Annotated in this window: 13 protein-coding genes and 2 pseudogenes; 9 read left to right on the top strand and 6 right to left on the bottom strand. The window is 61.4% G+C overall.

Going from position 1 to position 14,248, the window contains the following annotated elements:
* Positions 1-276: 276 nt before the first annotated feature.
* Both AB8Z38_RS15615 and AB8Z38_RS15610 read right to left on the bottom strand, forming a co-directional pair.
* Complete coding sequence (locus AB8Z38_RS15615) at positions 277-462, bottom strand: ERF family protein (RefSeq protein WP_369726500.1); 186 nt, start codon at positions 460-462, stop codon at positions 277-279.
* A gap of 946 nt (positions 463-1,408) precedes the next feature.
* A complete protein-coding gene (locus tag AB8Z38_RS15610) occupies positions 1,409-2,608 on the bottom strand; it encodes an IS256 family transposase (protein ID WP_369721934.1) in 1,200 nt (399 codons plus the stop codon).
* 576 nt (positions 2,609-3,184) lie between these two features.
* Between AB8Z38_RS15610 and ltrA the strand changes: the two are divergent.
* From ltrA to AB8Z38_RS15595, 3 genes and pseudogenes are all read left to right on the top strand, one after another.
* Positions 3,185-4,566: pseudogene (gene ltrA, locus AB8Z38_RS15605) on the top strand (group II intron reverse transcriptase/maturase).
* Positions 4,567-5,171: 605 nt separating this feature from the next.
* The gene (locus AB8Z38_RS15600) at positions 5,172-5,411 is read left to right on the top strand and encodes a hypothetical protein (protein WP_369725980.1); all 240 of its coding nucleotides are present in this window, start codon (positions 5,172-5,174) and stop codon (positions 5,409-5,411) included.
* A 737-nt stretch (positions 5,412-6,148) separates the two neighbouring features.
* Entirely contained in the window at positions 6,149-6,463 is a 315-nt protein-coding gene (locus AB8Z38_RS15595) for a hypothetical protein (RefSeq protein WP_369725979.1), read from the top strand.
* Positions 6,464-6,501: 38 nt separating this feature from the next.
* Here AB8Z38_RS15595 and AB8Z38_RS15590 read toward each other — a convergent pair whose 3' ends face one another.
* Positions 6,502-6,636, bottom strand: coding sequence for a hypothetical protein (locus AB8Z38_RS15590; protein WP_369725978.1), 135 nt, complete (start codon positions 6,634-6,636; stop codon positions 6,502-6,504).
* Between the two features lie 635 nt (positions 6,637-7,271).
* Here AB8Z38_RS15590 and AB8Z38_RS15585 point away from each other — a divergent pair.
* From AB8Z38_RS15585 to AB8Z38_RS15560, 6 genes and pseudogenes are all read left to right on the top strand, one after another.
* Positions 7,272-7,580 carry a hypothetical protein gene (locus AB8Z38_RS15585; protein WP_369725977.1) on the top strand — a complete coding sequence of 103 codons (309 nt, stop codon included), beginning with the start codon at positions 7,272-7,274 and terminating at the stop codon, positions 7,578-7,580.
* Between the two features lie 979 nt (positions 7,581-8,559).
* Positions 8,560-8,760, top strand: a complete 201-nt coding sequence (locus AB8Z38_RS15580; RefSeq protein ID WP_369725976.1) for a hypothetical protein — start codon at positions 8,560-8,562, stop codon at positions 8,758-8,760.
* 72 nt (positions 8,761-8,832) lie between these two features.
* Positions 8,833-9,108, top strand: coding sequence for a hypothetical protein (locus AB8Z38_RS15575; RefSeq protein ID WP_369725975.1), 276 nt, complete (start codon positions 8,833-8,835; stop codon positions 9,106-9,108).
* A gap of 646 nt (positions 9,109-9,754) precedes the next feature.
* Complete coding sequence (locus tag AB8Z38_RS15570) at positions 9,755-10,147, top strand: hypothetical protein (protein ID WP_369725974.1); 393 nt, start codon at positions 9,755-9,757, stop codon at positions 10,145-10,147.
* A 173-nt stretch (positions 10,148-10,320) separates the two neighbouring features.
* Positions 10,321-11,204, top strand: a pseudogene (locus AB8Z38_RS15565) (aldose 1-epimerase family protein).
* Between the two features lie 84 nt (positions 11,205-11,288).
* Positions 11,289-11,516, top strand: coding sequence for a hypothetical protein (locus AB8Z38_RS15560; protein ID WP_369725973.1), 228 nt, complete (start codon positions 11,289-11,291; stop codon positions 11,514-11,516).
* A 69-nt stretch (positions 11,517-11,585) separates the two neighbouring features.
* Here the strand turns inward: AB8Z38_RS15560 and AB8Z38_RS15555 are convergent, their stop codons facing one another.
* The 3 genes from AB8Z38_RS15555 to AB8Z38_RS15545 all read right to left on the bottom strand — a co-directional run bounded on the left by AB8Z38_RS15555 (position 11,586) and on the right by AB8Z38_RS15545 (position 14,155).
* On the bottom strand, positions 11,586-12,233 hold the full coding sequence (locus tag AB8Z38_RS15555; protein ID WP_369725972.1) for a lytic transglycosylase domain-containing protein: 648 nt from the start codon (positions 12,231-12,233) through the stop codon (positions 11,586-11,588).
* Positions 12,234-12,335: 102 nt separating this feature from the next.
* Entirely contained in the window at positions 12,336-13,367 is a 1,032-nt protein-coding gene (locus AB8Z38_RS15550; protein WP_369725971.1) for an alpha/beta hydrolase family protein, read from the bottom strand.
* A 200-nt stretch (positions 13,368-13,567) separates the two neighbouring features.
* Positions 13,568-14,155: a cytochrome c family protein gene (locus tag AB8Z38_RS15545; protein WP_369725970.1), complete on the bottom strand. Its 588-nt coding sequence runs from the start codon at positions 14,153-14,155 to the stop codon at positions 13,568-13,570.
* Positions 14,156-14,248: the final 93 nt, after the last annotated feature.

Below are 14,248 nucleotides of genomic sequence, written 5' to 3'. Positions count from 1 at the left end.
GGATCGCGGCCTAAACCATCCCAAGCGATGGACGTCGTCGTAGTGGAGGGCGCGCTTGCGCAGCCCGCAAGAAGGATTGTGATCACAATTGTTATCGGAAACTGCTTGATCACGGTTCGCGCCGATCTGCGCGGCACGACGTACAAGGTTCCGCCTCAGGAACGATAGGATGATATGGTTATTAAGGAATTAACGCACCCGCTCCCTGAGGGAGATGGCGGCTCAAGGTCAATCCGGCGCACGGTTGAGAACACCTTGCTGGGCTTGGCTTTCGCGTCAGAGTCTGGTCGCGGCCCCGCGGCCGGCGGGCCGTTCGACCACATCCGGCCCGTCGAGGTCATCGTCGCCGGTAATCCCGACCAGCGCGAACAGGGCATAGCGGCGCGCATAGGTCGCCGCCGCGCCCATGCGGTGCGGCGCCTCGACGTCCTTGAGTGCGCAGACTGGCCAGTCCGAGGAGATCCGTTCGCCGGAGGCAGGGCGAGCAGGGTGGTGAGATGATTCCGATCGCTAAATGCCAGCCGGACCGCTGCCTGGCAAAATGCGAGGACGTCGAGTTGTCGCGGTAGATCGATTTGGGTGCAGGAGCAGATCTCGGTCGTACCCCGGTCGACAGCGCAAGTGATGCGCGGGCGGGTCGGCAGAGAATGGCAAGGAGCTGGTTAACTTACCGCGCCGCTTTTGCGGGTCGTTCCGAACAACGCCGCGACATTGCTTCAATGCGGCTCGACGGTTCAGAACAGGCTTATGGTGTGCGATGATGTCTCGCCCGGCAACGTTAATAGGCTAGAGGCTGCCGTCGTCTCGGCGTCTCAGAAAGTGCACTGTCATTGATGGCGGCGGTTAAATTCTCGCGAGCAGTGCAGCCGGCGATCGCTCCAAGATCTAGACTAGAGTTCTGTTATGATAATGGTGCCCCTGTTATGATGATTTTGCGCCCTGTTATGAGCGATATTTATTCCTGTTCTTGCGGGGCTATTTGGACTCCGACCTCCACCGGATCGATTTAATATATTGATTTAGCTCATGAATTTTTATGTGAGGTTTGCTTGGTCCACATTGGGCTCGAGCTGTTACCAAATAATTGCGACAACCCCATCGTGAAGCTACTTTTTGGAGCCGGTTGGCGCCTCCAAGCGCCGAATTCCAAGGCGTCTTCGCTGGAAGGCAAATCCGCAGGCCTTGCGGCCAAGCGCCCTGAGTTGCGCGAACTCCGCAGAGGTACCGCATATTCGCCAACGTTTCAGGTGCGGCTTTGATCGAGTTCGAGATCTTAAAGGCATAATCTCGTTGGATGGCGGGCCGCAAAGCCAAATGGGTATGGCGCAGTGGGGCGTCGGAGATCGTGCCCCGTGGCGTGGTGTAGCTGGCGGTGGATCACCGCGTTCGCCGGCGAGAGCCGGGCTGGTCAGCTGGCGATAGCCGTGAGGCTGACGCTCGGATCATCGCTCAACGGCGCGATGGTTTCCAGTGTCATGTAACGGGCACGCTGGACCGCCCATTCATCGTTCTGTTCGAGCAGGATCGCGCCGATGAGGCGGACGATGGCATCCTCGTTGGGGAAGATGCCGACCACCTCGGTGCGCCGCTTGATCTCGCCGTTGAGGCGTTCGATCGGGTTGGTGGAGTGCAGCTTGGTCCGATGCTGCGGCGGGAAGGTCATGTAGGCCAGCACGTCGGTCTCGGCCTCGTCGAGGAAGCCGGCCAGCTTCGGCAGCTTTGGCCGGAGCTGGTCGGCGACCTTGCGCCACTGGGTTCGCGCGGCCTCGGCATCGTCCTGTGCGAATGCTGTGGCAATGAAGGCGGAGACGACACGCCGTCCGCTCTTGCCGGCATGCGCCAACGCGTTGCGCATGAAGTGGACGCGGCAGCGCTGCCAGCTGGCATTGAGCACCTTGGCAACAGTGGCCTTGATGCCTTCGTGGGCGTCGGAGACGACCAGCTTGACGCCACGCAGGCCGCGGCGGGCGAGCTTGCGCAGGAACGCGGTCCAGAACGTCTCGGCCTCGGACGGGCCGATGTCCATGCCCAGCACCTCGCGCCGACCGTCGCTGTTGACGCCGACCGCGACAATCACCGCGACCGAGACGATGCGGCCCTGCTGGCGCACCTTCACGTAAGTGGCGTCGATCCACAGATACGGCCAGTCGCCTTCAATCGGGCGGGCGAGAAAGGCCTTCACCTTGTCGTCGATCTCGGCGCAGAGCCGGCTGACCTGGCTCTTGGAGATGCCGGTCATGCCCATGGCCTGCACCAGATCGTCCACCGAACGGGTCGAGACGCCCTGCACATAGGCTTCCTGAACCACGGCGGTGAGCGCCTTCTCGGCCATGCGGCGCGGCTCGAGGAAGCCCGGGAAGTAGGAGCCCTTGCGCAGCTTGGGAATGCGCAGCTCGACCGCACCGGCGCGGGTCTCCCAGGTCCGGTCGCGGTAGCCGTTGCGCTGGGCCAGACGCTCGGGGTTCTTCTCGCCATAGGCCGCCCCGGTCTGGCCTTCCACTTCCAGCTCCATCAGCCTTTGGGCCGCAAAGCCGATCATCTCGCGCAAGAGATCGGCGTCAGGGGTCTTCTCCACGAGCGTGCGCAGGTTCATCATGTCGGCGGTCATCGGTGGTTCCTCTGGTTGCGTTGGCGTATCGCAACCCGATCCTACCGGAGAACTGCCGGTGACCACCGCAAAGCCGCCCGCCCGCTACGGCGCTATTGGGGGCGCGTCGTCCGGGCGGCTTTGCTCTACCGAGCTACACCACTACCGGGGAGTACGTCATGCCAAGCTGATGAATGCTTGTGGGTGCAAGTCCCATCCGGCCAAAGCCGAAGCAGGCAGGCCGGGACCGAGTCTTGCGGGCGTCGCGGCAACGCGGGGTTCGAAGTGTAGACAGGAGCCATGCGGGGTGCGGGAATGAGCCTCGAAAGGTGGATGTTCGCGGAGGCCGAGTGTGTTCCCTAAACACGAAGGCAGCATGAGCATCGTCGTTATGCGAGACGATGCCGCTCCGTCGGGGTCGATGGCCGGATCACGCATGGAAGGTAATCATCGGAACATGAGAGGCCCGACCGGGTCCGTTGGATTGGTCTCCAACGGGGGGCAGCGGCAAGGCAGTGCCAGAGCCGCGGTCCGAGCTGAGGTCGGGAGTCGGACTGGTCCATAGTACCTGTGAAGTCGTCGAAGGAAACGAGACGCATGGAGGGAAGGGGTCAGCCCGAGGGGAGCCCGCGCGAGAAGGCCAGGGTCCGGACACAGAGCCGGGTTGCCTTGCCGCCGAACCTCGAACGGGTGAACACGGCAGCCAAGCAGGCTGCTCAAACCCGGTTCACGGCCTTGCTGCACCACGTCAACGAGGACGCTCTGCGTCGGGCGTTTCGACGACAAAAGCGGCAGGCCAGCGCGGGGGTCGACGGGATAACGGTGGCGAAGTACGAAGAGAGGCTCACGGATAACCTCCGGGAGCTCTGCGGACGCGTCCACACGGGTCGCTACCGGCCACAGCCGGTGCGACGAGTCTACATCCCCAAAGCCGATGGCGGTAAGCGGCCTCTCGGTGTGCCGGCGCTAGAGGACAAGATTGTCCAAAGCGCGGTAGCCGAGGTGCTGAGCTCCGTCTACGAGGTCGACTTCCTCGGGTTCTCCTACGGCTTCCGGCCGGGGCGGAATCCTCATATGGCGCTTGACGCCTTGCACACGGCGATCATGAGCCAGCGCGTCAACTGGGTGCTCGATGCCGACATACGCAACTTCTTCGACTCGGTCGACCACGAGTGGCTGCTGCGGATGGTGGCGCACAGGATCGCCGATCCTCGCATATTGCGGCTCATAGAGCTGTGGCTGCGGGCCGGCATTCTTGAGAGCGGCGAGAAGCAAGAAACGGACAGGGGTACCCCGCAGGGGCGGGCATCAGTCCGCTCCTCGCCAACATCTTTCTGCACTACATCCTCGATCTCTGGGTCCACCAATGGCGCCGTCGCCGCGCACGCGGTCGCGTTGTGGCCGTTCGCTATGCGGACGACTTCGTCATGGGCTTCGAGAGCAAGGTGGATGCGCAGGAGATGCTCTTGGCCCTCAAGGCGCGGCTGGCCAGCTTTGGCCTGATGCTTCATGAGGGCAAGACGCGGTTGATCGAGTTCGGTCGATTTGCGGCCCTCTCGCGTCAGCGGCGCGGCGAGCGGCGACCCGAGACCTTCGCCTTCCTCGGCTTCACCCACTACTGCGGGCGGACCCGGGACGGCCGGTTTATCGTGAAGCACAAGACGGAAGGGAAACGCCTGACGCGCAAGCTGACGGCGTTGCGCCAGGAGGCCTGGCGGCTCATGCACGAGTCACTGGCCACCCAGCACGAGTGGTTCGCCGCAGTGCTGCGTGGACACTACGGCTACTACGGCAGGCCGCACAATTATCCAGCGCTTAACGGCTTCTACCGCGAAGTGCGTCGGATCTGGCTGCACTGTCTGAGACGGCGCAGTCAGAAAAGTCGGCGCATGGGCTGGTCGGAGTTCGAGGCCCTGACGGCACGCTTCCGTCTGCCCGTTCCACGCATCACTCGCACTTGGGCGCAGGCGCGGATATGACGCGGGTTACCCTCGGGAAGAGCCGGGTGCGGGAAAGCCGCCTGCCCGGATCTGTGAGGGCGAAAGCCAAATGGCTGAGCTACTCGACCACGACCGCGTCGGAGTTATTTCATTGCAGGGAGTTTTGACTATTCTTGTTCTCGCGTCTGGCTCTTTCTTAGCCGGCTACCTGACTCGCGAAATGATCTCTCGCAGGCGGCGCGCGGAAGCCCGCCGCTGGCGGCCCTACACCCAGCCGGACTGGCTGCCGGCTAAGCCCGCGAATGCAAACCTCGAGCTTTCGAAGCCACAGGGCGAGCTCGGCGCGATGCTTAGCCGCTGGGAAACCAGGGCGCGCTCCAGGCATTGTCATTGAGTCGTCGGGCAGTGAGATCGGGTCGTCGAACGAGTGAGGCGTGAGGAGCCGCGAGGCGTTGACCCAAATGCGATGGCCGAGGTGTGGGAAGCCGGACCGGCGTAGCTTGAATGCAAGGTCCCAATTATGGTTGACGGGTTGCTAAGGTCGTTCTCAGAACACTGCACAAAAATGAGAGGAAAATTGAAGTCGCGTTAAACGCGTGACTATAGACTACCCTTCCCGCAAATTGCATTTGGTATTTTCTGCCATGCACAACGTTGTGCCATTTCCTAAATCCGCTTCCAAACACGCGGTCGAGACCGCTCACCATATTCGCCGCGCGATACTTCTGCTCGATCTGTCGCTGCAGCACACCCGTGCACTGATCGAGGACTGCCCTCCGAGCGACAATAAACAAAAACTGGAGCATCAGCTTCAAGAGGCGCGAATGCTACTCGACATGCTGCGAGCTTCGGCGGAAACGATGTTTCCCAACATCGAGCGGTAATAAGATTGATGCTCCGCGTCCGCGACATCGCGCCGAACGATTACAGTGTTTCGAGGACGGCGCACTGATCGTCCGCATCTGGCTATGCCTCCGAGCGCGTGGCACGTCAGGCTGACGATCCACCGTTTGAGGAAACCAATTGGGCGAACCGGGCGGGAAGGTAGAGGCGATGAGCTTCATTCCAGCATGCCAACTGCAGACTCCGCAGTGAGCGGTGTCGATGGAGCTTCCCCTCCTTGACAATGAGACCAGCGACAATGATTGCCAGCAGGGGCAGCAGTTCTTTTCGAGCAAACATGCGGATCAACGCGAACGCTTTCCATGCAGTTCACCAGACTCAGCAGCTGAGCCCGACCACCCCGCGTTAATGGCGCTGATCTGGATCAATCTGGGATATCCACAGGCAGCTCCGAATTCTTCCGGCACTGCACACCGTGCATTGTGCCATTGTGTGGCCTCCCGATTCATCACCGCAGCGCACACCCGGCTGGAGAACCAATGTTTCTCAGATGAGGACGCCACACGTCAGTCTTAGGCGCAGGAGCAAGCTCCCATTACGGCCTTCCCTATCGGCGAAAGTCTGGTGAAAGAGATCGCCAAGAAAGGCGCAGCTCTCGCCCGCCAACCATTCATACAAGGTGGGAAATCCGGAGCCACCAAAATACTTGGGTCGGCCTTTGGGTGATCGAGCGGAATGGAAGACCGCACTGGACCAGTGCGAGCGGTTGAACACCAGCTTGAAAAAAGCGAACCAGCTTCCGGCGCTGCATGCGCAAATCGTCGAGAGCCCTCCGGTCGTTCAAGCCAACGTGACCGTCTACGATGAGTTCGATTCGCGTTTGGCATTGCCCGATCCAGTCCTGTGCTTACCCTGCGAAACGGTCCAAAACGGCATCTCTTCGCAACCTCTGTCGAGCAGCCGTCAAATGAGACCCTATGATCAGACCGAGCCGACCTCACGTCAGGAGAGCAGGGCGCTGCATCTCGATGGAGACACCGGCTCCGAATATCGCAATGGCGCGTTGTTCATCCATGTTGAGATCAGCCCATGAGATGCCGTCCATGACGCGTCTCCCTTGCAAAGAACTTTCTAAAATCCAAACGCGTAACCGATTTGCCGCAGCATAGCTATGGCCGCGTCGGTGTACCGATCGTGGGTTAGGTATTGATCCACCTGCGGTGTACCGATCAGCGCTGCAATGACAACAGTGAGGCCCTTAGACATCGGGCCTCTCCTCTTGAAAGAGACCGCTAACCCGCGCGCCCAGGTTCAAACCGATTTCAGAATTCCGTGGGCCGCAAATCGCGACCCACAACGAACTAATAACTAATTCCTTTCGCGGTGCTAATCTCGATCGTCGCCTCAAGAGACTGGAGCGAGAGATCTATGTCGTGAGGGTGCTGCCAAGGCAGCTTGTCCCGGCCTCGGTTGTCACGCCGGCTGTGTCTGAGAACGGGAAACGATTCGCTTCTGAGTTATGGGGCCCTAAAGCGGACTTGCTAAGAATCTGACGAACGTGCGCTTCCGCGAAACAGCGCGCACTCACCGCGAACCTGACGGAAAGTCTGCTGGGACGGCCGGTGCGTTTCCCGGCCAAAGGCCAATGGAACACGTCCCAGCGCATATACGGTTCGACGAAGCCGAGCGACGCACTGGTAGTGAGATCATCCAGCAAACAGAGCAAGTCTGGCAGGTGGCGTGCGCACACTTGGCGAGCCAAACCGGTTCCATTTTGAACAGCATTGTTGAAGTTAAGAATAAACCGGCCTTATTGACGCGACGCACGATACCATTCTTGCTTAAGCATTCGCCTTGACCAACTATAGATTGCAGCGGACTTTGCGAGTGGAATTGGAACCATGACTATTGCCGTCACTCTCCTGCTAGGGAGCTTTGTCGTCGGACTGGGGACAGGTCTGTTGTTCCGGGCCTGGGCCCTCATGCTGGTCTCGCCCCTAGTCGCAATTGTGTCCGCAATCGTTCTTCAGACCTCAGACTTTGAGTTCCTCGCCGGCGTAGCAGTCATCGTAGGCTGCCTCGTGATCAGTCAGCTTGCCTACCTTCTCGCGACGTTCCATCTGCACGGCGGAGAGGTCTCAATGCAGGAGGAAGTCGACGGCAATCCAAACGAACACCGCCAGAAGAATGTCCGCGACCAGGACGAATAGCGCCAATCCCATCCAGGAAGGAACCTTGCGGCGCAGCCGCAAGGAACTTCGGCGCGTCATCAGCCCACTCACGTTGGGAACCGCCGGGCCGACCGCACTCTTTTGAGACACCAGTGTGTTCATTGCGGGACACCTTTAATCCTTATCGCCGTCATGCTGCTAACTGGTAAGAGCGGTAGCAAGAGCGGTGCCAATACACAGCGGACATGGCGGCGGTGCGGACGCAGCGGGGCGGCAGTGTGACGGGCGCCTCAATTGGCTCGGCCATGGAAACGACTGCCGAGCACCCCATGGGCTTTATCGGGCGAACCGTCGGCCCCAAGGCACACTGGTTAGCCGCATCATGAAAACGCAAAAGCCAAAGCAATTGCCCCGACCGCGAAGCCCAGGATTGTTCAGGCTGGCCCCGGCGGGAGCGGGCGCATCGAAGATAGCGGCCGAACGATCAAGCCGGTTCGATGAGGCGAATGGCGCGTAGGAATAATACTATTGAAGAAGGAGGCGCTTGATCTAGCGCGAAATTACAGCTCAGCCTGAGCGGCGCCCGCCCGCCAGGTAGCAGCCTCAGTTAGAACCGAATCGCAGACTTCTATACCGGGCGAAACTGAAGGGCCCGGATGTCGCAGAACGCCACGAGTCCAAGCCACTGGCTGCAGCGCGCATCGCAGACCCGCGCAAAGGCGCAGCGTACGAGAGACGCGGGCACCCGAAAGCGGGCACTGCGTGTCATTCCATCGAGCGTCATTCGCGTCTGTGAATACTTCAGGCAGCGCAATCTCGTCTGAGCTAACGGCGTTGCACTCTTGCAAGTAGGAAGACAGCTCAAGCTGAGCTGGGTGCTCCCAGTATTCGGCTTCGGCGAGCAGCTTCCATTTGTTCATGCAGTTGTACGCGGCCAGCAAAAGGCCCCGACGATATTGCACGTCGGGGCCTTCGACATCATCAGGTCGGTTACATCCGCCGTGCCTTCCGATCGGCGATGACGCTGACTATCGCACCCGATCGGGCCCAGACCGAGGCAAAGCTGGTCGGCGTGATCACGATATGCAGAGAAAATACCGGCGGACCGCTCACGCTCGCGTCACTCCTTCCGACGCTGACGCTCTATCGCCAACGCCGTACGCGCTCCCACATCACGGATGATCCGGTCAATTTCTGCGCCATCGAGCACGCGTTTTGATGCGCAGGACGAGAGCCAAGCGATCAAGATGTCGCCGTGCGACCTAAGCAGATCGCGGGCGGCGAGCTCACAATGCGCGATGAACGTATCGACGGCCTCTTCGGTTTTACAGATCAGCATCGCCAGCTCACGCGCCTGCCGCAGATCATCAACGGGCGGCACAGGTTCGCCATCGAGGAGCAGGCGCTCGGCAGCGCGACCGGCCATCAGCTCAGTGCAGTGGCCGTAAATGCTGAAAAAACATCGGCGACCGAACCCCGGCCCTCGCCTGGCCCTCGCCACCATCCGGCATCAAGGGCGCAAGCGCCTGACGCACATCGGAAGCATCGCCGCGTGCTGAGCGAATGAAGAGTGCCCGACACCCATAGCACATACCTTCAGATCCTCGCACGGGAGGAGACGCGGGTTGCGCGCGTCGAGATCGAAAGTAATTGAACCTGGCGCCGGAGCCGGGCGAGCGTTGTTCAATGCGGCGACGATAACTGGGGGTAAGCTCGAGGTCGTCGACCCGGAGGTATGCCTCAGTCGTCCCACAAGCGCTTGCCGCACGCGCATTCGAACATGTAGGTGATGCTTCCGCTCTCAGCCTCCACCACGGTCCGTAGAAGGTTCATTTTCTTGCCGCAGATACGGCAGGTTCTGCTTGAGTTGTCCTCGACAACGCAAATCTTCTCGGCGCGAAATATTTCCATGGGTCTCGCCCCCCGTCCCGAGGTGACCAAGTTGAGATTACAAGAAGGAGGGAAAATGGAAGAACTGGGTAGGAACCGGGACGTATTTACGACTGTACACGGGCCAAATCAAGACGCGCCAAGGATTCTGACGATCATTCTGGGTACTGCATAAGGTCGCTCGAGGCTAAACGGCGCAATCCGAATCCGCATCAGAGCTTGGTCTAACGTAATCCCTATGCAAAACGGTTGGTCGTTCGGTACCATCGAACAGAACGGTGATGCCGGTTGTACGATGGGTTACGGCGACCACGACCCCAACCATGTCGGCCAGCTTTGCGCAACGAATTCTTCCGAGTTCGCTGAGCTTGAAACGCGCGCCGACCGCAATCCTATCTATTCTCACATCATCCATGGTTGCGCCTCGCAAAGAGACAGATCGCAAAAAAAATGTTGGCGATCGGCGGGCAGCGACCGCCAAAATTAGTTACCAGAGTCGCAGTTGCGTGCCGACCTCTGGTGACCAAAGAATTTGCATGCGCGAAGCATCGGTCAACCGCCTGGTGCCCGAATGCCCTCATCCGCATCGGTTCGCGAATCTCTCGCCGGCCGCCACCGCACACGCGGGCACCTGTTTCTTGCCGCCCGGTGTGATCATTGGGCTGCCCCTTCGCGTTTCTGTTTCGAAAAATTCCCTCGTTCTTTTTGCGCGCTAGCATCGTGAACCCTTGGTCTGTCGAGCTGTTCGGGTCTTGGAGGCGCCCCGATTGTGTGCCATCGTTTTCGCTGTTCATTCCGTCATTGGAGGGAATAGGTTGGTGCCGATGCGCTTCGTGCGAGGATTGGCCTTGGTCGAACCGACCTTCCGAGTGCTTGTAGGATGGTGAGTATGGACGAGGATATTCACTGCATCCGGAGCGGCGGCCTTACCGCCACGATCAAAGCGCAAGGCGCCGAGCTGTGCTCGCTGGCGGACGGGCACGGCACCGAATTCATCTGGCAGGCAGGCCCCGTCTGGCCGCGGCATGCGCCGCTGCTGTTTCCGATGTCGGGCGTCTCGCCAATGACGAATTGCGGCACCGGGGCAAGACGTACCGGATGACCCAGCACGGCTTTGCGCGCGACAGCCGCTTCGCCTGGGCGGAGCGCGGCGAGAACAATTGCGTGCTGGTGCTTGAGGACAGCGAGACGACGCGCGCGCTCTATCCGTTCGCGTTCCGGCTGGTCGTGGCTTACACGCTCGACAAAGCCGGTCTCGATGTGACGCTTACGATCGTCAACACCGGCGAGCAGACATTGCCGGCCTCGCTCGGTGGTCATCCCGCCTTCAATTGGCCGCTTCAGGCCGGGGTGTCGAAGGAGGATTACGCGCTGATCTTTGCGAAGGAAGAACCATATCCGGTTCGTCGTCTCGACGGCGGACTGTTGCGTGCGGCAGCGGAGCAAAGCTCGGTCAAAGGCACAGAGCTTCCTCTATCAGAATCGCTGTTCACCGACGACGCCATCATCTTCGATCGCATCACAAGCAATGCGGTCCGTTATGCGGCCGGGCAGGGCGCCGGGCCTTGGCTCAAAATGTCCTGGCGCGGCTTTCGCGAGCTCGGCGTCTGGTCGAAGCCTTCGGGCGCGCCGTTCCTCTGCATCGAGCCCTGGCGCGGCTTTGCAAGCCCCGCCGGCTTCGACGGCGAATTCAGCGACAAGCCGGGTTTGATGCATATCGCGGCCGGTGCGGGAGAAGAGTTGTCGTACCGGATCGAGGTCGGATCGTCCTGATACATCGAATAGGGTCTGCGGCCGAGCGCCTCAAGCGGTCGGCAGCGCAGCGAGCATCAGCCACCGAAGCTGACGACGACCCGGATGGCGAGAAAGGTCGACAGCGCCACCGCGCTGGTCGCGATGATCGCGAACAAAACTCTCAAACTGTTGTGCATGATCTCAATTCGGGTTCAGTTCGGAAATACCTATTGTCCTAATGGCTGCTCGCTCAACGGCAAGCTGTTGTATCACCGGGTTGCGACGCGTTTCCACCTTGCTTCGATGCGGGAGTTAATGAGCCTGATCCGGGCTTGCTGGGCTGCCCAATAGGCGCGGCTGGCTGCGGCCGTGCCTTGACGATAGCGCGCATAGACCTCCTTGGGCTCTATCGGCAGATCTTCATTGCGCGCTGATTGTGTCGGCGGCCTCGCTGCGGCCGGTGTTGGCGTCGGCGCCGTGTCCGGGATGATCGCAGCCTGGAGGTCCGCTGCTGAGGAGTTCATGGCGACAAGGCGATTGCGGGCTCGGTTGCAGTAGACTTGCGAACGCGGGGTCATGGACTCCTCGCCATGGCCCCGCCCGATATTTCATCAGGGCGCGGCAAAGGTCTCCGCCCGCGAGATGCCATGCGCGGCTGAGATAGAGCACACCATAGTGGATGTTGACCTCCGGCTCCGCGAGTTCGGCGTTATTTCCCCGGAACCCGAGCATCGCCGCCGTTTCCGGCCGCACCTGCATGAGGCCGATCTCGCCGACGCTGCCGATGGTGCTCGCGTTGTAGCCGCTTTCAACGAACACGACGGCCTCTGCGATGTCGGCGGGCAGATTGGTTTTGGCTGTTTCTCGTTCGATGATGTTTCGGATCGCAGCCCGTGAGTCGCCGTCTCTCCGGCGCCGAGGTCGGGATTGTGGGCGGCGATCGCCGAGGTCGTCTCGGTTTCGCTCGAGGCGGCATCTTCGGCATGTGCGCAGGTCGACGCCAACAAAAGCACAGCGATCGCGACATGTTTGCGCGCCGCGCTGGAACAATTGTGTGCCCGATCCCACAGCATGGCTCCCTCATATATATTTCGCGTTAACAACCGATTTTCCCGGTCGCAGCCCTTGAGGGCGGTCGCGGTCGGGAGCTGGGCCACCGGCGCGGTGAGGCTATCGCGCGCGCGAGCCCTGATCCGTGGAGGCCTTCTGGGCAGGCCCGGCGAGTTGGTCGTCGACCGCATAGAGCGTGCATGTCGGCGACCATTTCATGCAGGCCGCGAGCGCCTCGCGTTGGGCGTCCTCCACGGTGGTGCGCCCCGAGCGCCAACCGTAGCCGCCATTGGGCGACACCGCAAAGGCCTTGTGCGGCGTGGTGCTGGCGAGATAGCGCGCAAATTCGGCGAGCGCGGCGTCGCTGAAATGACCAGGTGGCGGCAGCGGATCGGGCGCGCTCAAGATGTCGCGGCCGAGCCCGCGTTCGCGCAGGAAGGCGTCGACATAAGGCGTCCATTGCGGACGGCCCGCCACGGAATAGAGATAATGACCGTCGTCGCCGTAAGGCGGTGCCGCGACGAATTTGGCGTTGCCGCCACTGTTGCGAAATCCGTCGTAGAAGCGGCGCGCCAGGTCAGGACCGAAAAACAGGTCGTTGCTGGCATAGACCCACAGCATCGGCACGCGCGAGGTCTTGCCGAAGCTAGCGAAGGCCTGCACCAGCCCATCCGGATTGCAGACGTCGTCATTGTCGCGCGAGCCGCGGCCGCCGGCGAAGCTGATCGCGGCGACGAGACCTGCCGGCGCCTGCGCGGTCAGCGCAACGGTGGCGAGGCCGCCGGCTGAATGACCGGCCGCGATCATGCCGGTCGTGGTGACGTCGGCCCTGCGCGCCATCGCATCGATCGCCGCGCGCAAATCCGCGACCGCGACCGCTGCCGCCGGCAAATAGGCCGCATTGGCGCAGCCACCGACGCTGTCGACGCGGCCGCCCGCCGAGGTACCGTAGCCGCGCCGCATCACGATCAGCGCGGCAAAGCCGCGCCGGGCATATTCGAGCGCGACGCCGTAATATTTGTGGGCCGACATCGTCGCGCGGTCGTCGAAATCGCGCGGCGAACCGTGGCTGAGCAGCGCGAGCGGATAGCGCTTGGTCCCGGCGGGACGGACCAGGAACGCCTCCAGCCCCTGCGGCCCGGCCTCCACCATGGAGATGCGGAGGTCCTCGGTGTAGAATTCCGCAGCGTTCGCGCGAGCGCAGCCCCCGCTACGGCGAGGAAGACGAGCACGGGCAGATGCCAGCGCGCGAGGTCCATGGCTAGATGATTCTCCGTGGCCATGCGGATCATAACAGAACCGCATGACCCGGCGAACGGGCGTCGTTCGGATCGGTCGTCCGCCCCGATCGCTTACTGCAACGCCTGAAGATAGGCGATGACATTGGCCCGATCTGCGGGGTTCGGCAGCCCCTTGAAGAACATCTTGACGCCGTGGACATCGCCGCGGGGATCGGCGAGATAGGCGTCCAGCGCTGTCGGCGTCCAGGCCTCCTTATTGGCCTTCATGGCATCGGAATAGGCGAAGTCCGGGACGGCGGCAGGCTTGCGGCCGACGACATTCCAGAGACTTGGGCCGACCTTGTTCACCCCGATCACTGCCGCGTGGCAGTTCGCGCAGGTGCGCTCGAAGACGGCTCTGCCTGCGGCCGGATCGCCCTCCGCGGCGGCGGCCGAAGACATGGCGCTGGCCAGCATAAGCGTGAAAATCAGACGTCCAATCATGGTGATCGCCCCACTTACGGGATCTGCCGGTGAATCCTGCAAGTCCCCGCCTTTATTCATCAAACGGCTGCATCGTGCGCCACGCCCGGCAAGGGCGTCCTTGTCCTGCATCAAGCGATACCCGGCACCAAAGTACGAGATCGCCGTGTGCGATTTCCGATGGATCGCTCCGTCAAGGATCGGCGTTGTCGATTGATCGTCGACCGGGCGTGGCATCTGATCGATGCGGCAATCGGCTTGGCGACGGGATGGCCGATGCTATCGGTGGTCTAGGCTGTCCGCGAAAGGACCATCGGACCATTCGAGATG

Origin of the sequence: Bradyrhizobium sp. LLZ17 (assembly GCF_041200145.1) — a bacterium.
GTDB lineage: Bacteria > Pseudomonadota > Alphaproteobacteria > Rhizobiales > Xanthobacteraceae > Bradyrhizobium.
Note: the sequence above shows the minus strand (reverse complement) of the source record. Positions and strands in the feature narration are given on the sequence as shown.